Genomic DNA, 25,839 nt, shown 5'->3' with positions numbered 1-25,839 from the left:
TTAGAAAACGAAGTATCTAAGTTTAATACTTAGTTTGAAATCGATACACAAATATAGATACTGAATATATTCTATCACAAAAAACGGAATCTAACTTCGTAAATTGTATTTTTAGCAAGGTGAAATTAGCAACCAATCGGGTGAAAATTTTAAATGATTTTTAAAATCAGCCTTACTCTTGACCCTTTTTCTTGAAAAGAAATAAAAATATTCTCATCTAAATTGTGATTTAACAGTTGTAATCGTTCGTTGATAATTTTCAACGCTTTTGATTCGTAATTTTTATTACCTTTTTCCTGATTCAAAATTCCTTTTCCATTATCTTCTACCGTAATTTCTAAGAAATTCTGTTGCAAAGCTAACTTCAAGTTAATGGTTGGTTGTAAACTGTATTGATCAAACGCATGAACAAACGCATTCTCGATAATAGGTTGAATCAACATTGGAGGGATTTTAATCCGATGAATATCTACATTTTCATCTTTTTCGATAGTAAATTGTATCTTATTATTCCATCTAAAATTTTCTACCTCAACATATAATTTTAAAAAATCAATTTCATCTTTCAAACTAATTTCATCTTTTGTTGATAGATTCAGCATTTGACGAATTAAATGAGAAAAACGACCAAGCGAATTCAATGCATTATCAATATCATTGTCCAAAATATAAAACTGTATAGAATTCAGAACATTGAAAATAAAATGCGGATTCATCTGCGATTGTAACGCTGTTAATTTAGTTTCTGTCAATTGACGCTCCAACAACAATCGTTGATTTTCTTGTCGATTCTTTTCATTCAATTGATTAATTTTTAATTGGTTAAACTTATTTAAAGTTTTGATTTTATTTGCATTATATCGATAAATAATTAAACTAACAACAAGAATAGATGATAAAATAAAATAAATATTCAAATAAAAAGGTTCGTCAATATCAAGCGAAATAAGGTCAATAATTTGCTTTGTTCCATTATTGGTATCTGTAATTTCGAGCTGAACTTTATACTTTCCGTATTGTAAATTTCGTAAATGAATTGTCTCATCTCCAAAATATTCGTTCCAACTTTCATCTGGATTAATTCGATAACGATATTTAAAATTTTGAGCAAAATTTACATCAACAACAGAAAAATTAATGGTGACATTATTTTCATTATTTTTCAGTTTTAAGTTTTTATCAATCAAATCAAACCATGCAAATTTATCAATTCCATAATCTTCATCATTCACTTTAAAACTTGTAATGATAACTTTTTTCGGATGATTATTTTGTTTAAACAAATTTTCTAAATTCAATTTATAAAATCCGTTTTCAACTCCAAGTGTCACAATTTTTCCATCAAAATTTGATGAATGAATATCTTTATTGACAAAACCTTGTTCGTTACTAATCATATAAGTTTTTCCCTTATTAAAAACCAATAAATTACGATTCGTTCCGATTAAAATACTTTCATCAAAAATATCAATCGAACTGATATTTTCTCCTCCAATTTGACGAATATCAAACATTTTTTTAGTTTTCAATTCATCTCCTTTCACTTCTAAAATGTATACTTTCGCAAATTCTGTCGCAACCATCAAAAGGTTATCGCCAATACATTTTATCATTTTAATTTTTGATTCTGTAAACTGATTATTTTCTAAATACGAAACAAATTTTCCATTTTCATATTTAAACAATCCATCCAAAGAAGAGCCGAAAAAAACAGCCTTTTTATTTTTACAAATCGATACCACATCTTTCGGTACATTTCCTTGTTCTGGTGAATAGGCACGATAATTCAACGAATTAAAATCTTCAAAAATTAAAATTCCTCCGACAGGACTTGTTTGAATAAATTGATTGTTAAAAAACGTAAACTGACTTGTTCTGTTTGGTAAATATCTTTTGAAATTTCCTTCAAAATCCAATTCAAAAAGGCCCAAATTTGTAGCAATAACAAACGAATCTCCATGAATAATTAGTTTATAAAACCGAAGATTTTTTTCTTTTAAATTGAAATCGATTTCATAAAAATCTTTGTTCAACTGATTAAGAAAATCTTTATATTTTGCTTTATTACGAAGCATAAAATCATAAAATTCTTCTCTTTTTATCAATTTATTGACAACATCATTTTGTTTAAAATAAAGTCCTTCTGGTGTTAGAAAATAATGTGTATTGTTGATTTTAAAAGTTTCAATTATTCGCTTATTATCAATTGTCGAGAACTCTAAAAAATGATTAAAATGAACTTCAAAAAGCCCTTTATCAGCACTTCCTACATAAATCAAATCATCTGTTTTGCTACTAAAAATACGATATGGGAAATCTGAAGCAATTCTAAACTTATCGGTTTGATTTAAAATTTGATTATTCCTTAACTCCGCAATCATTCCGTTTCCTGCGCCAATATCATAACCTGCAAGTAAAATAGATTGTCGTTTTTCAGATTTATTATGGTTTCTAAAAACTGGTAAATCATAGGTTTCAAAATTCGTTTTATGATTTAAAAAATCGTTGATTGGAATTACTTTTAGACCTTTGTTTGAAGATAAATACAGTTTATTTTCATCCACAAAGCTATAATTAATACGATTATAGGAATTGGCTAATTTTAATTTATTCGGTTGAACTTCGTACACACCATGATCAATTGTGGTAACATACACTTTGTTTTGATACTCAAAAAAAGAGACAGCCTCGAATACAATATTATTGTTTTTCTCGAAAGCTGGATTATAAATTTTATTTGATTTTGTATCAATTATAGAAACTCCACCTTGAGTAGCAATATAGATTAAATCATTTAAATAAAACAAATTACGCACCCTATCCGAAACTAATCCTTTAGATGTATTAATAAGTTCGTATTGTTGACCAGTAAATTTCAATATTCCTTGTCCATAGCTTCCAAACCAAATATTATGATCTTTGTCTTCGATAATTTTCCAAATATTATTGTACTGAACTTTCTCAAAACTCTTCATAATTTTGAAATTATCCATATCCTTTACAAAAACACCAAAACGAGTACCAACCCAAACAATATTCCGTGAATCTTTGTAAATACTTAAAATTTCGTTAGCAGGTAAACCGTTCTCATAGGTATATTGTTTTGTAAGGACAAATTGCGCAGAAAGCCAATTTGAACAAAAAATAGCGATTAGTAGAATGAAGTTACGAAACCACATTTGATACTATTTTATAGCCAAGCGACGTGACAGGTAAATTTGATTCGCCTTCTTTTGGTTTACATGCAAGAATCAATACATTGTTTCGTTTATCGAATTTTTTAGCAAAATTTATATTGACCAAATATGAACGATTGACGCGAAAAAAGTTAGTTTGATCAATTAAATTCTCGACTTCTTTCAAGGTTTTTGTAACCATATATGCATCATCTTTTGTAAATATCGTACAATAACTATCGTCTGCTTTGCAATAAATGATATCGTCTATTTTAAGAACCAAGACTTCTGTTATAGATGGAATAAAAATAATTCCATGTTCATTTTTAAAGGTATCTTTTAAATTTTCTGTTTCAACTTCTTCTTCAAAATCGTCGTTGACAGTAACTACTTCATTATTATGATTCAATTGACTTTGACGTTCTACAAAACGATTCAATAAAATTTTCAAATCTGAAATTGCGATTGGTTTCATCAAATATCCCAGACATCCCCATTGATTAACTGCTTGTAAAATATAGTCTGAATGAGCTGTAGTAAAGATCACATCAAAAGTAATGTCATCAAAATAATCAAATAATTTGAAGCCATATTCATCTGGCATTTGAATATCTAAAAAAACAATATCAGGTTGATTTTCTTTTATTTTTTCAACACCTTCTTTTACAGAACTTGCGGTATCAATCAACTTAAAAAAATTAGGTAAAGCATGTTGAATAATTTTCTTTAACCCTTGTTGAGCAAAGTGTTCATCATCAATGATAAGAGCTTTATAATTGTCCATTTTAGCGTATTTAATACAAATATAAACAAAAAAGGATGCTCTATAGAACATCCCTTTTTTAATCAAGTAATTCTTGATTTATATTTTTTTTGATTTTAATTGAAAAAATAGTGCTGCGATGATAGCTCCTACAGCTGCCATTATAAACCCGACCCATAATTGCGAATTAAAACCTAATCCCAATGCAATTGGAATTCCTCCTAAGAATGCACCTAACGCATTTCCAATATTAAAACTCGCTTGTCCAGCTGCTGCTGCTAAAGTTTCTGATCCTTTTCCGTTATTGATTAGCATCATTTGAATTGGAGAACCAATTGTAAAAGCGATCAATCCTGTAATAAACGACATTATATATGCCATTGCTTGAATATGTGACGTAAAATAAACAATAACTAAGCAAACTGCCATTGACGCAAATGATATAATTGCTGCTTTATTTGGAGACATTGTATCGGCTAATTTTCCTCCAATAAAATTTCCAACAAACATTCCCAAACCAATTAATGTCATAATAATAGGAACCTGTGTTTTTGGCAAATCTGCGACATTTGTCATTAATGGAGAGATGTAACTAATCCAAGCAAATAAACCTGATGTACCGATTGAAATCATGACGATTAAAACCCAAGCTTCCCATTTTTTGAAAAAACTAAGTTGTTCTATCAAGCTTCCTTTGTTTGTATTTTTGATATTAGGCACCCATAACGATATGGCTAACATTGTGATTAATCCAAGGCTTGCTACAATTCCGAATGTTAAACGCCAAGAATACAACTGCCCTAATTTTGTCCCCAAAGGAACACCTACTAAATTGGCAAAAGTTAATCCTGCAAACATGATTGATATCGCTTGCGCTTCCTTTCCTTTAGTAGCTAATTGTGCTGCAACAACAGAGCCAACTCCAAAAAATGCACCATGAGGCAAACCAGACATAAAGCGAGCAATTAATAATGTGGTGTAACTTGGAGCTATGACAAAAAGTGAATTAAAAATAGTAAACAACAACATAAAAAATATCAATACTTTTTTAGGTGAATACTTACTTGTAGCCATGATTAATGTTGGAGCGCCAACCATTACACCCATCGCATACATTGATATAAAATTCCCTGCTTTTGGAATTGATATGTTCAAATCTTTTGCAAAATCCTCTAAAACTCCCATCATCGAAAATTCCGTCATTCCGATGGCTAAACCTCCCATTGCTAAAGCAAGTAAACTCTTTTGTACCATTTATTTTTTTATTCTTCGTATAATTCTATAGGTAAACCGTCAGGATCTTCAAAAAAAGTAAACTTTTTCTGCGTGTATTCATCCACACGAATTGGTTCTACCTTTATTTCTAACTGCTTTAGTTTTTCAACTTCATTTTCAATATTCCCAACAGCAAAAGCAATGTGTCTCAAGCCAGAGGCCTCTGGTCGAGAAATACGTTTTGCTGGTTTTGGAAAAGAGAATAATTCGATGCAGTAATAATTTTGCAAAGCTAAATCTAATTTATAAGAATCACGTTCTTTTCGATAAACTTCTTGTACAACTTCAAACCCTAAAATTTCAGTATAAAACTGTTTTGACTTTTGGTAATCGGAACAAATAATTGCTATGTGATGAATTTTATTTAATGTTAACATCTATTTATTTGTAATGATTATTTTTTGCTCTTTCATATTGTGGCAACCATTTAATGTCTTCTCCTAACTCTTTCGCTGCATGCAATGCGAAATAAGGATCTCTTAACAATTCTCTTCCTAAAAAGATTAAATCTGCTTCATTATTTTGTAAAATTTCTTCTGCTTGATTGGGTTCAAAAATTAATCCAACTGCTCCTGTTATAGCATTTACTTGATTTTTAATCTCTTTAGAAAATGGAACTTGATAATTTTTCTTCACTTCAATTTTTTGATGACTCACTCCACCTCCAGACGAAACATCAATTACTTCAACACCTCTATATTTCAGAATTTTACACAATTCTATTGTTTCTACTAAATTCCATCCATTTTCAGCCCAATCCGAAGCGGATAAACGAATCCAAAGTGATTGAGTCGTCATGTATTTTTTTATTTCATCAACAATTTCCAAAACAAAGCGAATTCTATTTTCAAAACTTCCACCGTATTCATCTGTTCGATTATTAATCAATGGCGATAAAAATTGATGAGCCAAATAACCATGTGCACCATGAATTTCTATAATCTCAAAACCAGCTTTTATAGCACGTTCTGTAGCTTTTCCCCATTCTTTTGTTACTGCATTAATTTCATCAACTGATAATTGATTTGGAATTTCATCTGTTTCATTGAAAGGTAAATTTGAACTTGAAACCGTTTTCCAACCATTTTCTTCGTTTGATTTTATTTGATGATAACCCTTCCAAGGTATTTCAGTACTTGCTTTACGTCCTGCATGCGCTAATTGAATTCCAGGAACACAATTGTAACGTTTAATTTCTTTTGTAATTTTTTGATAAGCTTCGATGTGTTCATCTTTCCAAATCCCTAAATCTCCATATGAAATTCTACCTTCGGGAACAATTGCTGTAGCTTCTACAATAATTGCCGAAACATTTCCTACCGCACGAGAAACATAATGCTGAAAATGCCAATCATTAGGAAAGCCATCTTCGGAAGAATATTGACACATTGGCGACATGATTATTCTATTTTTTAATGAAATTGATTCATTTATTTTAATCGGTTCAAATAATTTACTCATAACCTGTATTCTTTAAATATAATTTTGACTAAAATTCGACAATTTGATTCAATTCTTAAAATGATTTACCTTAAAATAATTTCTATTTCATCTCATTTTTCAAGTTTAAAACGAGACGAAAATCGTTAAATCATAAATGTTTTTAACATTTTATCAAAAGCTGACAAAAAACATAAATTTTAAAAAATCTAATAATCAATCCGATATCATAGTAAATCTCTAAGGTTCAGAATAATTTTTAATAAATCTTGCATTGTTTCTTAGTTTGTTCGTAATTTTACAAAAAAGTGAATTTTGGAAAAGAAAAAGATTGTCATTTTAGGTGCTGGATTTGCCGGACTTAAATTAGCCCGTAAATTAAATAATAACCCACACTTTTCTGTTACACTTATTGACCGCTATAATTACCATCAATTTCAACCTCTTTTTTATCAGGTTGCAACAGCTGCTATCAACGCGAGTGATATTTCATTCCCGATACGTAAAGTTTTTCAAAACAGTAAAAATGTAAGCGTACGATTAGCAGAAGTAACTGGAATTAACAAAGAGAAAAACGAAGTTGAAACCACAATTGGTGATTTTTCTTATGACTATTTGGTTGTTGCCATGGGATGTACCACAAATTTCTTCGGGAACAAACAAATTGAGGAATTATCATTCCCAATGAAATCGACGAATGAAGCACTAACGCTTAAAAATCGATTACTAACAAACTTCGAGAGTGCATATTCTGCAGAAACTCCTGAAGAATTGGAAGAAATAATGAATATTGTCGTTGTAGGTGGAGGACCAACAGGAGTTGAACTTTCAGGTGCAATTGCGCAAATGAAAAAATTTATTCTTCCGAAAGATTACCCAGATTTAGATTTCTCTAAATTAAATATTTATTTAATTGAAGGAGGTCCAAATTTATTAGGTCCTATGTCTGATTTAGCACACAAAAAGTCTTACGAATATTTGACGAATATGGGTGTTAATGTTTGGACAGATGGTCGCGTAACAGACTATGATGGAAAAACAATTTCTTTAGCAGATGGTCGTACAATCAAAACTCGTAATTTGATTTGGGCTGCTGGAGTTATGGGAAATGTGCCTGAAGGTGCTGTTGCAAGAGAAGATTTACAACGAGGAAATCGTTTGAAAGTAGATCGTACGTCTAAAGTTTTAGGAACAAATAACATTTATGCAATTGGAGATATTGCTTCGATGGAAACACCGAAGTACCCTCATGGACATCCTCAATTAGCACGTGTTGCTGGAGACCAAGCTGTACAATTGGCTAAGAATTTTGACAAATTGGGGCAAGGTTTATCTGAAGATAAATTAACTTTTTTCGAATATCAAGATCCAGGTTCTATGGCAACAATTGGTAAGCGTAAAGCAGTTGTAGATTTACCTAAGTTTTCATTCTCTGGACGAATAGCTTGGTTTACTTGGATGTTCTTACACTTGATGTTAATCTTAACAGTTCGTAACAAACTGGCTATTTTCTTAAACTGGGCACAAACATATTTTACGAATGATTCCTCATTACGTATTATTGTTCGTCCTACGAAAAAAGATTTTAGATTTAATTTGAAAGGTTACAGACGTTTCCCTAAAAATCGTGAAAAAGAAATAGAAGCTTAAAAAACTTTATTCAATAAAAAAAATCCGCTATTTGTAGCGGATTTTTTTATGATTGATAATCAAATTTTATTTTCTTGCTGAAGGTCTTCTAACACCTGATTTTACTCTATTCGTAGAAGCTGACTTTGCACTTACTTCACCTTTTGCCGATTTGTTGTATAATTGAATAAATTCAAATAATCCATCAAAATCACCTGTTAACATTTTTCCGTTTACTACTCTTAGCGCAAAATTAGATGATAATAAACTTCTACCATAAGGATCAAAATAATTTGTAAGATTAATAGAGCCAGAAGAAAAATCTGAATCTAATAAGGCAAATGAACCTGAATTTAGTACGGGTACATAATCTTGCATAATCGGATTTTCATAATACTCAATATAATCTAATCCTCTTTCATTAGATTCTGTTACATATGTACCGTTAAATTTCAAATCGTCTCTTTGGTAAACTTCTAAATACAGATAAGATCCATTCAATTTACCATTTTTAGGAACAGGATTCGTCGATAACTCTACACTATAATAATATCCCCCATCTGCTTGTTCAATATCCGCAACAACTGCATTTCTAAGCGGAAACGAAACACCATCATAATTGATCTCACCAACGTTTACAATATCAGGTACATAATCATAATACCCGTCATCATCATTAATACATGATGTTAACGTAATTGATGAGACAGCTAACATTGCTAAAAATATAATTTTTTTCATAATTTCTAAATTTTCAAACTAATCTTGTTTGCTCAATACAAATAACGTGCTAAAATAATTAGAACATTAATTATTGATATAAAAAAAAGTGTTGCTAAATGATGCAACACTTTGGTTTTAAATAAAATATTTTAAGAATGAAGATTATCCTTTGATGACAATTTCCATTTTTTCTTGCTCTTCTAAAGCCAATTCCAAGTCAACTAAAATACGACCTGAATGCTCATCAGCAATAATTTTTTTACGTTGAGCAATATCCATTTGTCTTTGAGGTGGAATTGTAAAGAAAGATCCAGCAGAAGCACCACGTTGAACTGGAACAACAGCTAAACCATTTTTAACAGAACCTCTAATGCGGTTGTAAGCGTCTAATAATCTTTGTTCGATTTTAGCAGAATACTCAATAGATAATTTCATTAATGTATTTTCTTCTTTCTCTGTATCTTTTACAATTGTATCTAATTCCGCTTTTTTGTGCTCTAAATGCTCTTTCATCGAAGCTAATTTTGTGTTAAACTCTTCGATTTGAGTATTTTTTTGTTGAATTTTGATTGTAAACTCACGAATACGTTTTTCAGCTAATTCGATTTCCAAACCTTGGTATTCAACCTCTTTTGCTAAAGCATCAAACTCTCTGTTGTTACGAACGTTATCTTGTTGCTTTGTGTATTTCTTAATTAAAGCTTCTGCATTTTTAATTGCTTCTTTCTTCAATTTAATTTCTTCATCCAAACCTTTCGTTTCGTCAACTACTTTTTGGATTCTCGTTTCTAATTGTGCAACATCGTCGCTCAAATCTTCAACCTCTAAAGGTAATTCACCTCTTGTGTTTCTGATTTCATCTAAACGTGAATCAATTAATTGCAAGTCGTATAACGCGCGAAGCTTTTCTTCGACGCTTAGTTCTTTGATATTTTTTGTTTCAGACATAGTTAACAATAATTAACAGGATTGGTATTAATTCCAGAATTAAAGACCACAAAATTAGTAAATTTTTCTTTAAGATACGAAGTTATTAAGTTTTTTGTAAACTGTTCTGACTCGAAATGTCCAATATCTGCCAAAACAAGCTTATTTTCAGCAGTAAAAAAATCGTGATATTTCAAATCTGCAGTAATATAAATGTCCGCTCCGGCCGAAATTGCATTTTTTATTCCAAAAGCACCAGACCCACCAAGTACTGCTACTTTTTTAATTTTTTTATTCAATAATTTCGAATGACGAATAGCAGGCGTATTCATCTGTGATTTTAGATAATTGAAAAAATCCATTTCATCCATTTCATTTTCCAATTCACCAATCATTCCGATTCCTACATAATTATTTAAATTATTCAATGAAATAACAGAATATGCAACCTCTTCGTACGGATGATTTTTAAATAAAGCGTTCATAATATCACCTTCCAAATGTTGTGGCATCACAATTTCTATTCGCGTTTCATTTACCGTTTCTAACTTGCCTACTTCTCCAATAAACGGATTTGCGCCATCAATTGGTCTGAAATTTCCTTTTCCTTCTACGGTAAAACCACACGAATCATAATTACCAATTTTTCCTGCTCCAGCTTTATACAATGCATTTTTCAATGTTTCTGCATGTTCTGTAGGAACATAAGTAATCAACTGCTTAAGTGTTTGCGTTTTTGGAATTAAAATCTTTGTATTGAATAACGCTAATTTTTCGGAGATTTTAAAATTTACGCCAACTTTAGAGTTGTCTAAGGCTGTATGTGTTGCATAAATATTAATTCCATGCTTTATAGCTGTCATAACAGCTTTTTCAACATAAGTTTTTCCATTCAATTTCTTTAAACCAGAAAAAATAATTGGGTGGAAACTAACAATTAAATTACAATTTTTCTCAATCGCTTCTTCAACTACTTCAGGTGTTGTATCAAGTGTGACCAAAATACCTGTAACCTCATCGTTGTAATCACCAACCAATAATCCTACATTGTCAAAATCTTCGGCATAAGCCAAAGGAGCTATTTCTTCCATCGCAGAAGCGACATCTTTTACGTGTATCATTTTATTTTATTCAAAATCAATTTTTCAGTTGGAAGATCGTGTTCGATTCCTTTCCAATACGATTCAAAATTAAATTTTTCTAACAACTTTCGCGAAGCAATGTTATCAGGATCGATAACCGCCATCACTTTCAAATCGGGGAATTTATTTCGAGATTCAGAAAGTAAATGTTCGCAAACCATTGTACCAAAACCTTTTCTCCAAAATTCTTTCTTTAACATATAACCTATTTCCAGCGAATTTTCGATATGTTTATTATAAACTAATTTACAATCTCCCAAAAAATTATCTTCATCATCATAAACTTTAAAAAACCCTAAGTTTTCATCAACCGAGCTTTTCTCTAAAATAGAAGTGAATTTATGATTTGCTTGTTCTTTATTCAGACCTTTTCCGGTAATATACTTCATTTGATCATCGTCCTGAACAAGCGTGTAATATTCGTTAAAATCTGAAGGTTTATACTTTTCGAATCGAAGTTTCTTCATGAAATTTTGTTAATGCTTTTAATAAATTGATTTGATTTATCGTACGATTAAGATTCTGTTTTGGATAAGTAATCGAATAATAAACATCATTATTCAAATAATCGCCTAAAAATCTAACCGCTTGGATATAAATTACAATATACGCAACAAAATCCATATTTTCTACTTCAACAGTTTGTAAATCATTTTTTAAATGTTCTAAAAACCCACGTTTAACTGCTTCATAATAGCTTGATTCAAAAATATTTTCTGCCGTTGGATCATCTTCTTGTTTTAGATTCGCATAGGTTCTTATCATATCACCAAAATCGCACAAAATGTTTCCTGGCATAATTGTATCCCAATCTATTAGAGCGATTGCTTGTGAATGATTTTCACTATTAAACAAAAAATTACTCAATTTTGCATCCGCATGAACGACACGTTTTGGAAAATCAATTGCTAAATATTCTTTTACTTTTGATGCATTGTCTAAAATATAATTGATTTCGTATTTTGTTTCTTGTAATCGTTCTTCTGAAGCATTTTGTAAGGCTTCATTAAAATCTTGCATTCGTTTTTGATAATCCAAAAAACCATCAATCGACGGATGAATTTCTTCAATATCTAAATCCAATAGAAACGAATGAAATTGACTTATAGTCTTCGCCGCTTCATAAGCTTGTTCAGCAGATTCTACTTTATCAAAACAAACAGAATTAGAAATATAGGATGTTAAGCGCCAAGTTTCTTCATTTTCTACAGCTAAAAGATTTCCTTTCAAATCTGGAATAATTTCGATGAGTTGTTTGGGATAATTCTTTGCTTTAAGATGAGTAGAAACTTGTTGAATATTGTTTGAAATAATTTCGGGATGAGGAAAAACCTTTGTATTTATTTTCTGTAAAATGTATTTTTTTCCTTGCTGATTGATTTCATAAGTAGAGTTAATCCAACCAGAACTGATTGGATTAACAACTATTTGATCAATATTTTCGAAATAATGTTTTAATATTTCTTCCATTCTATTTTTAAGTCCAAAGTGAATTTGGATATTTTTGATCTTTTACTAATTGTTGAATCGAATTAACAACCACTACTCTATCTTCAGGATATGTCATTCCAAACCAATTTTCATCAGAATTTTGTACAATCACTTCCAATTGATCTTCTTTGATCATATCATTGATAACTTTTGGCAAGAAAAATTCAGCTTTCAAATGTGATGCATTTTCTTTTAAAAAATCAGCAAATTTATCTTCTAAATTTCTAAAAATTGAAGGATGTAATACAAAGAAATTCATCGAAACTTCAACATCTTCATCCAACGATTCGACATGTTCATTTTCTTCGAAAACAATTTCTCCATTTTCGTTGGCATAGATATTTGTACGTTCTACCACATTCTCTAAAAGTCCGTTTTGCACTGTACAAATTCCACGAGATACTGATCCATTTTCACTAATTGTATTTGCCAATTTATATGCAACCATTCCGTACGTATTTGCCGTAATTTGTTCTGCTTGTACTAACTCGTTTGCTTTTTCGTAAGCTTTACGACCATAAAAATCATCCGCATTAATTACGATAAATGGATTGTTTAAATGATTTTTTGTAATCATTAATGCATGCCCGGTTCCCCAAGGTTTTTCACGTTTTTCTATTTTATCATAAATACCTCTTGGCACTGAAGTATAGGTCGTTTGAAGGACAAATTCAACCGAACCACCTTTTTTCTCGATTATCGTTTGAAAATATTTTTTTGTATCAGCATCAAATTGTTCATTTATAATGAAAACATAATGTTTTATTCCACATGAAAACGCATCATAAATAGAATATTCCATCAAGGTTTCTTTACTTGGGCCAATCGGGTCAATTTGTTTTTGACCTTTGTAGCGACTTCCCATTCCTCCTGCTAATATGACTAATGATAAGGTTTTAGATTCCATAATCTTCTGCTCCAAAAACTGGTTTTCTTGTTTTGTATTTTCCTCTTGTAAAATCTGGCATTTCTTGAGACGCTCCATTACCTTCGATAGATTTTTCACTTAATGGTGTCACAGCATACCAAGTTGCTAAATCATAAACATCAAATGGAAATTCTTTGTTTTGTTTGATACACTCGATAAAATCATTCATCAAGAAGAAATCCATTCCACCATGTCCAGCACCTTCAGCTTGAGCTTCATATTTTTTCCAGTACGGATGATCATACGTTTTTAAATGATCTTCTGAACTTGCCCACTTGTGTGAATGTTTCATTTCATCTTCAAAATAAATAAACCCTTGGCTAAATCCGCCCGAACCGATATCTTGCCAAATACCATCCGTACCTTGTAGACGGAAACCTAAGTTATATGGGCGTTGTAAAGAAGTGTCGTGTGTTAATAAGATGGTTTCTCCATTTTCACACTTTAACATAGTTTGAACGATATGTCCTAATTTAAATTCTACTTTCGCATTTGGATGATCGGCACCGCCATTTTTAACGATATAATCCGTCAATCCCGCTTGTTTAGAAGCCATTGAAGTAATATGTGTAATTCTATTTCCACGGTTAACATCCATCATTGTTCCGATTGGTCCTAATCCATGTGTCGGGTATAATTCTCCATTGCGTTTCACATAATGATTGGTACGCCAAGCAGCTTCTGAGAAACCTTTCTCTCCAAATTCAACGCCACCTCCATAGGCTTTGACACCGTCATTAAATAATACATTTCTCAAATCATGTTGATATCCACCTTGTCCATGCAAAATTTGACCAAACATTCCTTTACGTGCCATGTTCATTACAGCCATAATATCACGACGGTAACATACATTTTCCATCATAAATACTGGGACTTTAGTTTTTTCGTATGTATCTACATAATTCCAGCATTCTTGTAAATTCATTGCTCCACAAACTTCTAAACCAACAATTTTACCAGCATTCATCGCTGCAATGGTTTGTTCTTCATGAAACTCCCAAGGCGTAGAAATAACTACTGCATGTATTTTTTTATCTGAATATAATTTTTTGTAACCATCTAACCCTTTAAAATACGTTACAGGCTTTTTATTATGTTTTGCAAAAATCTTATTACAACGATCTATCATTCGTTGGTCTGGTTCAGCAATTGCAACAACTTCTACATCATTTCTTTTTAACAGCTCATCCAAATGCACCTGCCCTCTCATTCCACAACCAACTAAACCTACTCTCACTTTATCGATTTTTGATGAAAAATCAAACAAAGAGTCAGGTGATACTAATGCGACTGTTGAAGCAGCTGCAGTTGATTTAATAAAATTTCTTCTGTCCATTGTATTTTTATTTGTTTACTTAAAATTTAGAAGATGCAAAATATTAAAAAAAATCAATAAACTACGCTGTGATCAATTAAAATTAATAGCTTTTTGGTGAGTCTTTAGGAAAAACTATAATAAATTCTGTTGTAGTAATATTTTCGTTTTTGGATTTGATTACAGATAATTTTTCATTTAAATCAGCTGTTTCCAGAATTTCAATTACTGCAATTTTCAGATTTGGTCGAAAAAATTTCAAATACCAATAAATTCCACCATAATTTTTCGAATGATAATCTCCATTGTAATGAAGAAAGAGAGCGTTTTCGTTCCAATTATTTAAAATAGATTCTGCCATCGTTGCATCTTTTAATGCTTGTGCCGCGACAAATTGTTTCGCTTTTATACCAGCATGATCTCCCATCATTTTTATCATTTCCGGATAACCAGGTGCTTCATAATCTATCGTAATTGGAAGTCTCGCTAAAAGCAATTTTTCATTTGTTGATATGGTATCCAACGATTCTAAACCATTTTTTGACACATAGGATGCATATTGACGTGTTACATTTGTTGCAATAAAATCTAAATTCTTCTCTTTCGCAAAATCTACTAATGGCTTATAATCCGTTTTATAATTACTCCAAAGTTTTGTGTTTTTCTGAAATTCAATATCCGAAATAGTACCTTTCAGATAATTTGTTAATTGATTTTGTTGATGTCGTTCAAACATTTCCGCACCAAGAATCAACTGATTTCCTTTTACTTCGTACAACGCTTTTGTTGTCTGCAATTGTAACCAATGATTAACCGCATTATTATGATGTTCACCAAAAAGAACAACATCATATTTCGATAATTCTTTGATCATTTTACCAAAATCAGTTTTTCTTTCGTTCTTATTATAAATTTGATAAACTTTTTTGTCTTGCGCATTTAACTGTATCGAAACAATGATAAATAAGGTGTATAAAATGGTTTTCATATTATTTAAATTAATTCTAAATTGTAACAAATTAACGAAAAACTATACCAATAAAGATAAACAAATTCAACTACGATGAATAAAGTTCTTGAAATAACTCAACTAACTAAAAAATTTGGCAGTTTTACAGCTGTCAACGACGTTACTTTTTCTGTCGAGAAAGGAAACGTGTATGGACTACTTGGACCAAATGGAAGTGGAAAATCGACAACATTAGGAATGATTCTTAACGTAATTAACCCTACAGCAGGCTCTTGGAAATGGTTCGGAAAAGAACCAGACAACGATTCGTTGAAGAAAATTGGTGCTATTATCGAAAGTCCTAAATTTTATCCTTATTTATCAGCTCAAAAAAATCTTGAAATTGTAGCCGATATCAAAGAAGCAAATTATGCGAAGATTGATGAAAAACTTGAATTAGTTGGCTTACTTTCTCGTAAAAAAGATAAATTTCAACAATATTCTTTAGGAATGAAACAACGTTTAGCAATTGCTGCAGCCTTGTTAAATGATCCTGAAGTTTTGATTTTAGACGAACCTACAAATGGTTTAGATCCACAAGGAATTATTCAAATTCGTGAGTTGATTATTAAAATTGCACAGCAAGGAACAACTATTATTTTAGCAAGTCATTTATTGGACGAGGTTGAAAAAGTATGTTCGCATGTAGTGGTGCTTAATCAAGGAAAAATGTTGTATGCCGGTTCTGTAGACCAAATGAATTCGAGTTTTGGAAGTATTGAAGTTGCTGCACAAAATATGGAAAGTTTAGAATACACCTTAAAAACTTTCTCTTTTGTTTCGAAAGTAACCAAAGAAAATAACAAACTTTTAGCTGTGCTTGCAGAAGAAAAGGAACCTGCAGAAATTAACAAAATGCTTTATGAACAAGGAATTGTCGTGAATCATTTAGTAAAACGCAAAGAATCTTTAGAGCAACAATTTTTCCAACTTATCCAAAAACAAAATTAACATGATCAGATTATTCAACATAGAATGGAACAAATTATTCTACAACAAAGGAACGAGAATCTTCATCATTTTATATTTCTTGATGATTCTTTTAATGGGAATTACACTACCTAATTTCAAACCAATGATGAATGGAGTTGAAATAGATTTCATTAAACTTGGTGCATTAGAGTTCCCAGTAATTTGGCACAATATCACATGGTTAGTTGCATTCGGAAAATTCTTTTTAGCCATTATTGTTATTAATAATATTACCAATGAATATTCTTTCGGTACATTCAAACAAAACACAATAGACGGTTTATCTAAAACAGAATTTATCAATTCAAAAGTCTTAATGAATGTTGTTATTTCATTGATTTCAACTTTTTTAGTTGGTGTATTGGTTTTTGGATTAGGCTCTTATTTTAGCGAAAAATTTGATTTCGTGAACGGTATTGAGTTTTTAGGTGGATATTTTATTGAAATCTTCGCTTATATCGTATTTGCCATGTTTTTATCATTTTTATTAAAGAAAAGTGCTTTTGCAATTTTATCTTTAATTGTATTAAACATCGTAGAATCTGTTGTAAAAGCTATCGAATTTTTAGTTCGATTTGGAAAACAACCACCAAGTAATCCTGAAGAAATAAAGCTATTATCAAATTATTTACCTTTAAATTCAAACGGAAAAATCATCGATTATCCTTCAGTAGATATACAACAAGCCTTGATGAAAAGTAAATTATTTGTTCCAGATTCTATTCAATGGGAATATTTTGGAATCAACGTTTTTTACATCATTTTATTTTTAGGTTTATCTTTACTGATTATCAAAAAAAGAGATTTGTAAATCATATAAAAAGGTAGTTAATTTAACTACCTTTTTTAAATTCTCTTTCTTTATAAACTAAAAATTCTCCAAAATTATATCGAGATTTTGTGGGATTATACTCTTTCCACTTGTCATATATATAAATATCTTTATACATTTTTTCTTTTTCATTTATAAAATCAAATACATTTTTTTTAGGATTTTTAATTTCCCAATTAGTTACAGCACTTAGAAAAAAATGATCGTGTAAATAATTCTCTGGCAAAGTATATTTTTGAAATTCATTATTAGAAAAATCATTAACAACTTCTAAATTCTTCTTTAACCCATCTTTTAACTTTGTTCTATTTACAAGAGTCATATTCTCATTTGTAGATATTTTATATAAAAAAATGTAATCGTCTTTAATATTTAAAATATCATATTGCTCTGTTATTCCATTAATTGTCATTAGAATTGAATTGTTATCAACAATTAGTTCATAAGCACCATGTTTTACTATTCCATTAATTGTCATTAACAAATCTCCATTATTTATAAAAGTAAATAAAAAACTATCATTAGATTTATCTTCTAACAAAGCCCAAGATTTACCAGTTATGTATGATTTACTAATCTCTTTTTCTATTCCTTTTTTTATTTTTTTTAAGGAATGATTTGTAAAATTCATAGTTTCGTCTATATAATTACTATTCTTACCTGTTTTTTTCTTATTCATATTTTTAAAAAAAAGAAAAAAGAAAAAACCAACTAGTATCAATAATATCATTGGAAGTTCTGACATAATTTTTCTATTAAATTGACTTCAAAAATAATAATTATAATTAAATTATTTCTATATCAAAGTATTGTTATAACTATATTTTAAAAAAGTCATTCTACTTTTTAAGTTGTTTGTTTATCTTTGCAACTATGCAAATGACAAATTTCGAGGAGCTAAAAGTTCTTTTAAAATCAACACCAAAGAAAATTGCAATTTTACCGCACAAAAATCCTGATGGAGATGCGATAGGTTCTACTTTGGCTATGTATCATTATTTGAAACAATTGGGGCATACTTGTAACATTGTTTCGCCAAATGATTTTCCGAAGTTCCTAAAATGGATGCCTTCAGCGAAGGAGATTGTAATTGCAGATTATAAACCAAAAGTTGCTGAAGCAATTATACATCAAGCAGAATTAATTTTTATCTTAGACTTTAATACGGTTAAACGAATTGACGATTTAGGAAACTGGGTTGAACGTTCGAAAGCACCAAAAATATTAATCGATCATCACCGAGAACCCGATACGTTTGATTTTATGTATTCGGATATTGAAATGCCTGCGACTTGTCAAATGGTCTACAATTTTATCGAAGCAATGAATGATTTAGACAAAATCAATAAAGGTATAGCTGAATGTATTTATACTGGAATAATGACTGATACAGGTGGTTTCCGTTTTCGTAATACATCTGCAAATACGCACAGAATTGTCGCTGAATTAATCGATAAAGGTGTTGAAGTTGACAAAGTAACTTCGTATGTAAATGATTCGCAAACACAAGGTCGTTTAAAATTATTGTCTTTGACGTTAAATAATCTCACTTTTTTACCAGAACATCGTACAGCTTTTATGTTCTTAAAACGTGAAGATTTGTTGCAAAATGGTTTTCAGAAAGGAGATACAGAAGGCTTTGTTAATTATGGGTTAAGTGTAGAAAATTTTATTTTCTCAGTTATTTTTATCGAAGATACACATCATAATTTCATTAAGATTTCGTTACGTTCGAAAGGAGATTTTGATGTCAATGAATTTTCTCGCAAACATTTTAATGGTGGAGGACACATGAATGCAGCCGGAGGTAGATCTGATTTAAACATGGAAGAAACGATTGCATATTTCCAATCACTTTTACCAGAATACCAAGAAAAATTAGCCAATATCGTGATTTAATGAAAAAAGTTATTTTATTCACTTTCACCATCTTCGCATTGATGAGTTGTGATCAAAAAGTGATACAATATCCTGTTTCCTATTCCAACGACGATTTTATGAAGCGTTCGCAAGAGCGTGGAAAATTATTGCATCAAGAAGAATTGCAATGGTTTGATGAGTATATGAAAACATCTGACCTAAAATTTGTAAAAACTAATTCTGGATTTTGGATTTCGAACAATGGACAACGAACTCCTTTAACAGCAAATAACGGAGATTATATCGAATTTGAATACCAAGTAACTGATCTTGATAATCACATTTTATATTCGTACAACGAAAATAAAATTCAGAAAATAATTTTAGGGAAAGCTGATATTGCAAGAGGACTGCATGCTGGTTTGCAATTAATCCAAGAAGGTGAAAATGCAAAATTATTGTTACCTTCGTTTTTAGCTTATGGAGGTTATGGTGATACTCAAAAAATAGCGCCAGACACTCCTATAATTATGGATGTAAAAGTCTTAAAAATTAAAAAACACTAATAGACACAAAAAAGACGATAAAGTAAAATGAAAAAAATATTATTAATCTTAACGGTCATCACTACCCTTGTTAGTTGTGGCGTTAAAATTCCAAAATCGATGAGTAAAGAAGAATTTAAAAGTTTAGAAGACGGATTGTATGCAAAAATGACAACCAATCATGGTGCAATGACAATCAAATTATACGAAGAACAAGCGCCAATGACAGTTGCAAACTTTGTTGGGTTAGCTGAAGGAACAAAAGAAAATAAAGCAAAGGCAAAAGGAGTTCCTTTTTACGATGGAATTATTTTTCACCGTGTAATTAAGGATTTCATGATTCAAGGAGGTGATCCAGATGGAAGAGGAACAGGAGGACCTGGTTACGATTTCGAAGATGAGTTTGACGCAACTTTAAAACACGATAAAAAAGGAGTTTTATCTATGGCAAATTCAGGACCAGCAACAAACGGATCTCAATTTTTTATTACAGAAGTTCCAACTCCATGGTTAGACGGTCGTCACACTGTTTTTGGACAAGTTGTTGAAGGTTTAGAAGTTGTTGATTCTATTGCAAATGTAGAAAAAACAAGAGACGATAAACCAGTTGTTCCAGTTACTATTGAGAAAGTAGAAATCGCTCGCAAAGGTGATAAATATGCAAAATATAATGGTGCTGAAGCATTTGATGCTGCAAAAGCAAATCATGCAAAAAAACAAGCAGAAGCAGAAGCTAAATTAAAAGCAGAAAAAGACGCAGAAATTGCTCGTCAAAAGGAATTAGAAGCGAAAGCATTGTCTACTCCATCTGGTTTAAAATACGTTATTTTAGAAGAAGGAAATGGAGCTAAACCTGTTCAAGGAGATCCAATTCAAGTTCACTACACTTTACGTTTAAACGATGGTGAAAAATTAGATTCGTCATTTGATCGCAATCAACCATTAGACGCAACAGTTGGAGTTACAGGATTAATCCAAGGTTGGATGGAAGCTTTAACAATGTTCAATAGAGGTGCAAAAGTATTCTTAATCATTCCTGCAGAATTAGGTTATGGTGCAAGAGGTGCTGGAGGAGTTGTTCCACCAAACGCAACTTTATACTTTGACATGGAAGTATTAGATAAATAAACATCCACTTATTATAAGTAGAAAAGCCACTCAACCGAGTGGCTTTCTTATTTAACAAAAATTATGATTACTTAAAATTAATTTTTCCTCCTGCTAATTTTTTCTGATTTTTTTGTTCAGGATCACCATAAACATCAATTACACCACCCGCTCTTGTTTTTGCATCAACAGATTTTGTAGAAGTTGTTTCGATAAAACCACCTGCATTAGTTGTAAGCGTTGAGTGTTCTGCTGATAAAGTTTTTGAGTAATATTTTCCTCCTGAATTAGCAACAACCGTCTGAAATTCTGCATTTCCAGTTAAAATAACTTCTGCACCGGAATTAATTTTAACTTCTAATTTATTGATATCAACTGGTAATTTAATCGAAGAACCTTCGTTAGAAGTTAGATTTAAAGATTGAGATTTCAATTTGTCGTCAGAATAAATGCGAGAACCTTGACTGGCTTGAATTTCGTACAACGATTTATAGTAAACCTTTACCGTCGCTTCACCTCCCTGCATCAACTTAGTTCCTGTCATTTTAATTTTCAGTTCACCTTTGTTGTTTTCTACTTGCACATCACTCGCATTCACTCCGTCAACTTCGACTAAATTTTTATCAGAAGAAATTAATTCAACAGGTATTTTATCATAAACCTTTAAGATATTAAAATCCCCAATATTTATTTCTTCTTGTGCAAATACAAACGAAGAACCGAATAAAGCTATTGCTGATAATACTATATTTTTCATAAAAAAAGTTTTCTAATTTGGTCTTGATATTTACACAAATTTCAAACCAAACTAGAAAACTTATTAATTTTATGCTTTATTGTAACTTCTATTTTGCTTCTTCAGCAGTTAACTCTGCAATACGAACAATAATTTCAGTTGCTTTTTCCATAGATTCTACAGGAACATATTCATACGGTCCGTGGAAGTTATGACCACCAGCAAAAATATTAGGACAAGGTAAGCCCATAAAAGACAAACGTGCACCATCTGTACCACCACGAATAGGTTTGATATTTGGAGTAACACCACAATCTTTAAGCGCTTGTTCTGCGATTTCAACAGATTGGAATTTTTCTTTTACTTTCTCAATCATATTAAAATATTGATCAGAAACCTCTGCTGTAATCACTTCGTGATCAAAACGTTCTTGAATATCTGCTGCAATCTGCAAGAATAAAGCTTTTCGCGCTTCATATTGCTCCATATCGTGGTCACGGATGATATACACCATTTTTGCTTCAGAAACATTTCCAGTTATTTTAGCTAAATGGAAAAACCCTTCACGTCCGTCAGTTAATTCAGGCACTTCATCACTTGGTAATTGTGCAGCAAATTCCATTGCAATATTAGATGCATTGATCATTTTATCTTTTGCATAACCTGGGTGAACAGATTTCCCCTTTATTGTAACAATACCAGAAGCAGCATTAAAGTTTTCGTACTCTAATTCTCCTATTTCAGAACCATCCATTGTGTATCCCCACTCTGCTCCAAATTTTTCTACATTAAAGAAATCAGCACCACGACCAACTTCTTCATCTGGTGTAAATCCTATTGCGATACGTCCGTGTTTAATTTCTGGATGAGCGATCAAATATTCTGCAGCTGTTACAATTTCTGCAACACCAGCCTTATCATCAGCACCTAACAAAGTTGTTCCGTCTGTAGTGATGATGGTTTGACCTTTATATTGAGTTAATTCAGGAAATTCGTTTGGAGATAAAATCATTGATTCGTTCAATTTGATATCTCCTCCATCATAGTTTTCCCAAATTTGAGGTTGTACATTTTCTCCTGAAAAATCTGGTGAAGTATCCATATGCGAAACAAATCCAATTGTAGGCACTTCGTAATCTACTGTAGAAGGCACATAACCGAAAACATAGCCATTTTCATCAATCGAAACATCTTCTAAACCGATTTGTTTTAATTCGTCTACTAAATAATTTGCTAAATCCCATTGACGATCTGTACTTGGAAATTTATCTAAGAAAGCCTCACTTTCAGTATAAGTTTTAACATATTTCAAAAAGCGTGTTACCAACTTTTCTCTCCATTCTGTTTGCATTGCGTTTTAATTTTTGTCAAAATTACTAAATTATCTACCTTTAAGGCGCAAATAAACCAAAAAAATGAGTGCAACTACTTTTAAGATTATTGAATGTCCACGTGATGCCATGCAAGGACGCAAAGATTTTATTCCAACCGATACTAAAATAGATTACTTAAATCGTTTATTGACTGTTGGTTTTGAAGCCATTGATTGTGGAAGTTTTGTTTCTCCTAAAGCAATCCCGCAAATGGCAGATACAAAAGAGGTTTTGGACCATATTGATAAAACAAATTCGAAGTCTAAATTGTCTGTTGTTGTCGCAAATAGAAGTGGCGCGATGAAAGCTGCGGAACACGAAAAAGTAGATATTATTGGATTTCCATTTTCTATTTCAGAAAATTTTCAACAATTTAACACCAACAAAAGTCGCGAAGAAGCTTTTGAAATGATACAAGAAATCAATCAAATTGCAAATGAAAATGGTAAACACATGTTAATTTATCTGTCTATGGCATTTGGTAATCCTTATGGCGAAGTATGGAATGGAGAAATTGTGAAAGATTGGTCGAAAAAAATGGCTGATATCGGAATTTCATCTATTAATCTTTCAGACACAATAGGCGTTGCAGATGAAAAAACAATTGTTGATTTGTTCCAAAATTTAATTCCACATTATCCAGAAATTGAATTCGGTGCTCATTTTCATACTGTTTATACCGATTGGCATACAAAAGTGAAAGCAGCTTATAACAATGGTTGTCGTCGTTTTGATGGTGCTATAAAAGGTTTAGGCGGATGTCCAATGTCGAAAAGTGATATGGTTGGTAATATGCCAACCGAAAAGTTGATTAGCTTTGCGAATGAACACAAAGAAAAGCATGGATTAAATCTTTTTGATTTTGAATCGGCTTGGAATGTTTCATTAAAAACATTTGGATTAATTTAGTCTTAACAATAAACTAAAAAATCAATTCTTTTGTTAAAGGAAATTAAAATATGTTGGACTTTAACAAAAAAAGTTAAATTTGCTCATTGATAAGTTTTTTATCAAGCATATAATATTAAAATGAAATTAAAGTATATGAAATTTAAATCGAGTATGATGTTGTTAATTGCAACATTATTGACGGTAAATACTTTTGCACAAACAGCAAAATCAACACCACAACGTCTGGCTAAAGTAGATGGTATTGCTGCTGTTGTAGGAGATCAGATTGTTTTAGAGTCTGATGTAGATCGTGATTACTTAATGTCAAAACAACAAGGAATGCAAGTTGAAAACAAATGTGATTTCTTAAACGACATTATGTTAGACAAAATGTTGGTTGATCGTGCAAAACAAGATACTTTAATTAAAGTGACTCAAGACGAAGTAACACGTCAGTTAAATGGTCAAATCGAAGGTTGGATTGCACAAGCTGGAGGTGAAAAACAAATTTTAGACTATTTCGGATTCCGTACAATGGCGGAAATGAAAAACGAAACTAAATATATCGTTGAAGATAATATTTATGCGCGTCAGAAAAGAGAAATGGTTGTAAAAGGTGCAGATGCTACACCAGAAGAAGTACGTTTGTTTTTCGAAAAACACCAAGGGGAATTACCTGATGTTAAGGACGAACTTTCTATTAGCCATATTGTGATGTATCCTCAGATTTCAGAAGAAAATCAACAAAAAATCATTGATCAATTAAAAGAAATCAAAAAAGAAATTGAAGAAGGTGCTTCATTTGCAACAAAAGCAATTTTATATTCAGAAGATCCAGGTTCTTCGAGCAATGGTGGTGAATACAAAAAGGTTTCTCGTGGTAAAATGGTAAAAGAGTTTGATGCAGTAGCGTTTAACTTACAAGAAGGTGAAATTTCTGATCCATTCAAAACTGATTTTGGATACCATATTATCAAATTAGAAAAACGTCGTGGTCAAGAATTAGACTTACGTCACATTTTAATTACATTGAAACCTACTGAAGAAGAAATCAAAACAGCTAACAATAAATTAGACTCAATTCGAGTATTAATTAATGATGGTAAAATGACTTTCAAAGATGCAGCACTAAGATTTTCTGATGATAAATACACAAAATTTAACTCAGGAAATATCATGAACCAAAACTCTGGCGATGACCGTTTCGAGAAAATAACCTTACCATTACCAATGTTTACAGCTGTTGCGACATTAAACGAAGGAGATATCTCACAAGTTTTCGAAGATGATTTCGACAATAGAAAAGCGTTAAGAATCTTAAAGGTTAACAAATTCTATCCAGAACATAAAATTAATTATGAAGATGATTATTATCGAATTCAAAAATTTGCTGTTCAAGACAAAGAACGTACATTATTGATGGATTGGGTAAAACGTCAAGTTGGTGATGCTTATGTAAAAATTGGAAAAGAATATCAAAGTTGTGAATTTCCGATTGATTGGGAAAAGAAAAACTTAAAATAAAACAAAAAACCTCTCAAAATTGAGAGGTTTTTTGTTAGGTTTAAATTCTAAATATTTTATTTTGTAATTCGCAGCTGAGATAGCCAAATTAATTTATTTGGATCAAACCCTACTTTCTTTGCTGAATCTAAAAATCGATCTTTTACTTTATCCGATATTTCTTTTTTACGCGATAAAA

General features: G+C 31.1%; 24 protein-coding genes. 8 read left to right on the top strand and 16 right to left on the bottom strand.

Features of this window, described 5'->3' with window-relative positions; all coding sequences use genetic code 11:
- Positions 1-149: 149 nt before the first annotated feature.
- The 5 genes from Q0616_RS09200 to Q0616_RS09180 form a co-directional block, all read right to left on the bottom strand.
- On the bottom strand, positions 150-3,179 hold the full coding sequence (locus tag Q0616_RS09200) for a histidine kinase (protein ID WP_298776668.1): 3,030 nt from the start codon (positions 3,177-3,179) through the stop codon (positions 150-152).
- Positions 3,166-3,960 (bottom strand): LytTR family DNA-binding domain-containing protein, encoded by a 795-nt coding sequence (locus Q0616_RS09195; RefSeq protein WP_284583809.1) that lies wholly within the window; start codon positions 3,958-3,960, stop codon positions 3,166-3,168. Before Q0616_RS09195 ends, Q0616_RS09200 begins: the two co-directional genes overlap by 14 nt.
- Positions 3,961-4,038: 78 nt before the next feature.
- Complete coding sequence (locus Q0616_RS09190; RefSeq protein ID WP_260543404.1) at positions 4,039-5,193, bottom strand: MFS transporter; 1,155 nt, start codon at positions 5,191-5,193, stop codon at positions 4,039-4,041.
- An 8-nt stretch (positions 5,194-5,201) separates the two neighbouring features.
- Positions 5,202-5,591 (bottom strand): VOC family protein, encoded by a 390-nt coding sequence (locus Q0616_RS09185; protein ID WP_260543406.1) that lies wholly within the window; start codon positions 5,589-5,591, stop codon positions 5,202-5,204.
- Positions 5,592-5,595: 4 nt separating this feature from the next.
- A complete protein-coding gene (locus tag Q0616_RS09180) occupies positions 5,596-6,675 on the bottom strand; it encodes an NADH:flavin oxidoreductase/NADH oxidase (RefSeq protein ID WP_298776660.1) in 1,080 nt (359 codons plus the stop codon).
- A gap of 294 nt (positions 6,676-6,969) precedes the next feature.
- On the opposite strand from Q0616_RS09180, the gene Q0616_RS09175 reads away from it, so the two are divergent.
- Positions 6,970-8,304: an NAD(P)/FAD-dependent oxidoreductase gene (locus Q0616_RS09175; RefSeq protein ID WP_260543410.1), complete on the top strand. Its 1,335-nt coding sequence runs from the start codon at positions 6,970-6,972 to the stop codon at positions 8,302-8,304.
- A gap of 66 nt (positions 8,305-8,370) precedes the next feature.
- On the opposite strand, the gene Q0616_RS09170 is transcribed toward Q0616_RS09175, so the two are convergent.
- From Q0616_RS09170 to Q0616_RS09135, 8 genes are all read right to left on the bottom strand, one after another.
- Positions 8,371-9,024, bottom strand: a complete 654-nt coding sequence (locus Q0616_RS09170) for a hypothetical protein (RefSeq protein ID WP_298776657.1) — start codon at positions 9,022-9,024, stop codon at positions 8,371-8,373.
- Between the two features lie 144 nt (positions 9,025-9,168).
- Positions 9,169-9,954: a hypothetical protein gene (locus tag Q0616_RS09165; protein WP_171621682.1), complete on the bottom strand. Its 786-nt coding sequence runs from the start codon at positions 9,952-9,954 to the stop codon at positions 9,169-9,171.
- A 2-nt stretch (positions 9,955-9,956) separates the two neighbouring features.
- Complete coding sequence (locus Q0616_RS09160; protein WP_171621783.1) at positions 9,957-11,051, bottom strand: Nif3-like dinuclear metal center hexameric protein; 1,095 nt, start codon at positions 11,049-11,051, stop codon at positions 9,957-9,959.
- On the bottom strand, positions 11,051-11,542 hold the full coding sequence (locus tag Q0616_RS09155; protein ID WP_171621681.1) for a GNAT family N-acetyltransferase: 492 nt from the start codon (positions 11,540-11,542) through the stop codon (positions 11,051-11,053). The genes Q0616_RS09160 and Q0616_RS09155 overlap by 1 nt, the downstream gene beginning before the upstream one ends.
- Positions 11,514-12,545, bottom strand: coding sequence for an aminoglycoside phosphotransferase family protein (locus Q0616_RS09150; RefSeq protein WP_260543413.1), 1,032 nt, complete (start codon positions 12,543-12,545; stop codon positions 11,514-11,516). Before Q0616_RS09150 ends, Q0616_RS09155 begins: the two co-directional genes overlap by 29 nt.
- 7 nt (positions 12,546-12,552) lie before the next feature.
- Positions 12,553-13,488, bottom strand: a complete 936-nt coding sequence (locus Q0616_RS09145; RefSeq protein ID WP_298776652.1) for a sugar phosphate nucleotidyltransferase — start codon at positions 13,486-13,488, stop codon at positions 12,553-12,555.
- Positions 13,463-14,833: a Gfo/Idh/MocA family oxidoreductase gene (locus Q0616_RS09140; protein ID WP_298776649.1), complete on the bottom strand. Its 1,371-nt coding sequence runs from the start codon at positions 14,831-14,833 to the stop codon at positions 13,463-13,465. The genes Q0616_RS09145 and Q0616_RS09140 overlap by 26 nt, the downstream gene beginning before the upstream one ends.
- Positions 14,834-14,915: 82 nt before the next feature.
- A complete protein-coding gene (locus Q0616_RS09135) occupies positions 14,916-15,800 on the bottom strand; it encodes a ChaN family lipoprotein (RefSeq protein ID WP_225541587.1) in 885 nt (294 codons plus the stop codon).
- Positions 15,801-15,875: 75 nt separating this feature from the next.
- Here Q0616_RS09135 and Q0616_RS09130 point away from each other — a divergent pair, with 75 nt between their 5' ends.
- Both Q0616_RS09130 and Q0616_RS09125 read left to right on the top strand, forming a co-directional pair.
- Complete coding sequence (locus tag Q0616_RS09130; RefSeq protein WP_225539001.1) at positions 15,876-16,772, top strand: ATP-binding cassette domain-containing protein; 897 nt, start codon at positions 15,876-15,878, stop codon at positions 16,770-16,772.
- Position 16,773: 1 nt separating this feature from the next.
- A complete protein-coding gene (locus tag Q0616_RS09125) occupies positions 16,774-17,604 on the top strand; it encodes an ABC transporter permease (RefSeq protein ID WP_171621676.1) in 831 nt (276 codons plus the stop codon).
- 22 nt (positions 17,605-17,626) lie between these two features.
- Here Q0616_RS09125 and Q0616_RS09120 read toward each other — a convergent pair whose 3' ends face one another.
- Positions 17,627-18,370, bottom strand: coding sequence for a hypothetical protein (locus Q0616_RS09120; RefSeq protein WP_298776644.1), 744 nt, complete (start codon positions 18,368-18,370; stop codon positions 17,627-17,629).
- A gap of 128 nt (positions 18,371-18,498) precedes the next feature.
- Between Q0616_RS09120 and Q0616_RS09115 the strand changes: the two genes are divergently transcribed.
- From Q0616_RS09115 to Q0616_RS09105, 3 genes are read left to right on the top strand one after another with little or no spacing between them, the layout of a single operon-like run.
- Positions 18,499-19,524 (top strand): bifunctional oligoribonuclease/PAP phosphatase NrnA, encoded by a 1,026-nt coding sequence (locus Q0616_RS09115; protein WP_298776642.1) that lies wholly within the window; start codon positions 18,499-18,501, stop codon positions 19,522-19,524.
- The gene (locus Q0616_RS09110) at positions 19,524-20,051 is read left to right on the top strand and encodes an FKBP-type peptidyl-prolyl cis-trans isomerase (protein WP_286483671.1); all 528 of its coding nucleotides are present in this window, start codon (positions 19,524-19,526) and stop codon (positions 20,049-20,051) included. Before Q0616_RS09115 ends, Q0616_RS09110 begins: the two co-directional genes overlap by 1 nt.
- Before the next feature lie 27 nt (positions 20,052-20,078).
- Positions 20,079-21,158 carry a peptidylprolyl isomerase gene (locus tag Q0616_RS09105; protein WP_298776636.1) on the top strand — a complete coding sequence of 360 codons (1,080 nt, stop codon included), beginning with the start codon at positions 20,079-20,081 and terminating at the stop codon, positions 21,156-21,158.
- 67 nt (positions 21,159-21,225) lie between these two features.
- Here Q0616_RS09105 and Q0616_RS09100 read toward each other — a convergent pair whose 3' ends face one another.
- Together Q0616_RS09100 and pepT are read right to left on the bottom strand one after the other, a co-directional pair.
- The gene (locus tag Q0616_RS09100; RefSeq protein WP_260543422.1) at positions 21,226-21,894 is read right to left on the bottom strand and encodes a head GIN domain-containing protein; all 669 of its coding nucleotides are present in this window, start codon (positions 21,892-21,894) and stop codon (positions 21,226-21,228) included.
- 88 nt (positions 21,895-21,982) lie between these two features.
- The gene (gene pepT / locus Q0616_RS09095; RefSeq protein ID WP_171621672.1) at positions 21,983-23,224 is read right to left on the bottom strand and encodes a peptidase T; all 1,242 of its coding nucleotides are present in this window, start codon (positions 23,222-23,224) and stop codon (positions 21,983-21,985) included.
- A 64-nt stretch (positions 23,225-23,288) separates the two neighbouring features.
- Here pepT and Q0616_RS09090 point away from each other — a divergent pair, with 64 nt between their 5' ends.
- Together Q0616_RS09090 and Q0616_RS09085 are read left to right on the top strand one after the other, a co-directional pair.
- The gene (locus tag Q0616_RS09090) at positions 23,289-24,155 is read left to right on the top strand and encodes a hydroxymethylglutaryl-CoA lyase (RefSeq protein ID WP_225539004.1); all 867 of its coding nucleotides are present in this window, start codon (positions 23,289-23,291) and stop codon (positions 24,153-24,155) included.
- A 135-nt stretch (positions 24,156-24,290) separates the two neighbouring features.
- Positions 24,291-25,661, top strand: coding sequence for a peptidylprolyl isomerase (locus Q0616_RS09085; RefSeq protein WP_298776629.1), 1,371 nt, complete (start codon positions 24,291-24,293; stop codon positions 25,659-25,661).
- Positions 25,662-25,839: the final 178 nt, after the last annotated feature.

The sequence above is a fragment of the uncultured Empedobacter sp. genome (assembly GCF_937930195.1).
In the GTDB taxonomy this organism is placed as follows: Bacteria; Bacteroidota; Bacteroidia; order Flavobacteriales; family Weeksellaceae; genus Empedobacter; species Empedobacter stercoris.
Note: the sequence above shows the minus strand (reverse complement) of the source record. Positions and strands in the feature narration are given on the sequence as shown.

Coding starts and splice junctions, on each gene's coding strand:
- Q0616_RS09200 (WP_298776668.1), bottom strand. CDS start 3,179: ATGTGGTTTCGTAACTTCATTCTACTAATCGCTATTTTTTGTTCAAAT.
- Q0616_RS09195 (WP_284583809.1), bottom strand. CDS start 3,960: ATGGACAATTATAAAGCTCTTATCATTGATGATGAACACTTTGCTCAA.
- Q0616_RS09190 (WP_260543404.1), bottom strand. CDS start 5,193: ATGGTACAAAAGAGTTTACTTGCTTTAGCAATGGGAGGTTTAGCCATC.
- Q0616_RS09185 (WP_260543406.1), bottom strand. CDS start 5,591: ATGTTAACATTAAATAAAATTCATCACATAGCAATTATTTGTTCCGAT.
- Q0616_RS09180 (WP_298776660.1), bottom strand. CDS start 6,675: ATGAGTAAATTATTTGAACCGATTAAAATAAATGAATCAATTTCATTA.
- Q0616_RS09170 (WP_298776657.1), bottom strand. CDS start 9,024: ATGAAAAAAATTATATTTTTAGCAATGTTAGCTGTCTCATCAATTACG.
- Q0616_RS09165 (WP_171621682.1), bottom strand. CDS start 9,954: ATGTCTGAAACAAAAAATATCAAAGAACTAAGCGTCGAAGAAAAGCTT.
- Q0616_RS09155 (WP_171621681.1), bottom strand. CDS start 11,542: ATGAAGAAACTTCGATTCGAAAAGTATAAACCTTCAGATTTTAACGAA.
- Q0616_RS09150 (WP_260543413.1), bottom strand. CDS start 12,545: ATGGAAGAAATATTAAAACATTATTTCGAAAATATTGATCAAATAGTT.
- Q0616_RS09140 (WP_298776649.1), bottom strand. CDS start 14,833: ATGGACAGAAGAAATTTTATTAAATCAACTGCAGCTGCTTCAACAGTC.
- Q0616_RS09135 (WP_225541587.1), bottom strand. CDS start 15,800: ATGAAAACCATTTTATACACCTTATTTATCATTGTTTCGATACAGTTA.
- Q0616_RS09130 (WP_225539001.1), top strand. CDS start 15,876: ATGAATAAAGTTCTTGAAATAACTCAACTAACTAAAAAATTTGGCAGT.
- Q0616_RS09125 (WP_171621676.1), top strand. CDS start 16,774: ATGATCAGATTATTCAACATAGAATGGAACAAATTATTCTACAACAAA.
- Q0616_RS09120 (WP_298776644.1), bottom strand. CDS start 18,370: ATGTCAGAACTTCCAATGATATTATTGATACTAGTTGGTTTTTTCTTT.
- Q0616_RS09115 (WP_298776642.1), top strand. CDS start 18,499: ATGCAAATGACAAATTTCGAGGAGCTAAAAGTTCTTTTAAAATCAACA.
- Q0616_RS09110 (WP_286483671.1), top strand. CDS start 19,524: ATGAAAAAAGTTATTTTATTCACTTTCACCATCTTCGCATTGATGAGT.
- Q0616_RS09105 (WP_298776636.1), top strand. CDS start 20,079: ATGAAAAAAATATTATTAATCTTAACGGTCATCACTACCCTTGTTAGT.
- Q0616_RS09100 (WP_260543422.1), bottom strand. CDS start 21,894: ATGAAAAATATAGTATTATCAGCAATAGCTTTATTCGGTTCTTCGTTT.
- pepT (WP_171621672.1), bottom strand. CDS start 23,224: ATGCAAACAGAATGGAGAGAAAAGTTGGTAACACGCTTTTTGAAATAT.
- Q0616_RS09090 (WP_225539004.1), top strand. CDS start 23,289: ATGAGTGCAACTACTTTTAAGATTATTGAATGTCCACGTGATGCCATG.
- Q0616_RS09085 (WP_298776629.1), top strand. CDS start 24,291: ATGAAATTTAAATCGAGTATGATGTTGTTAATTGCAACATTATTGACG.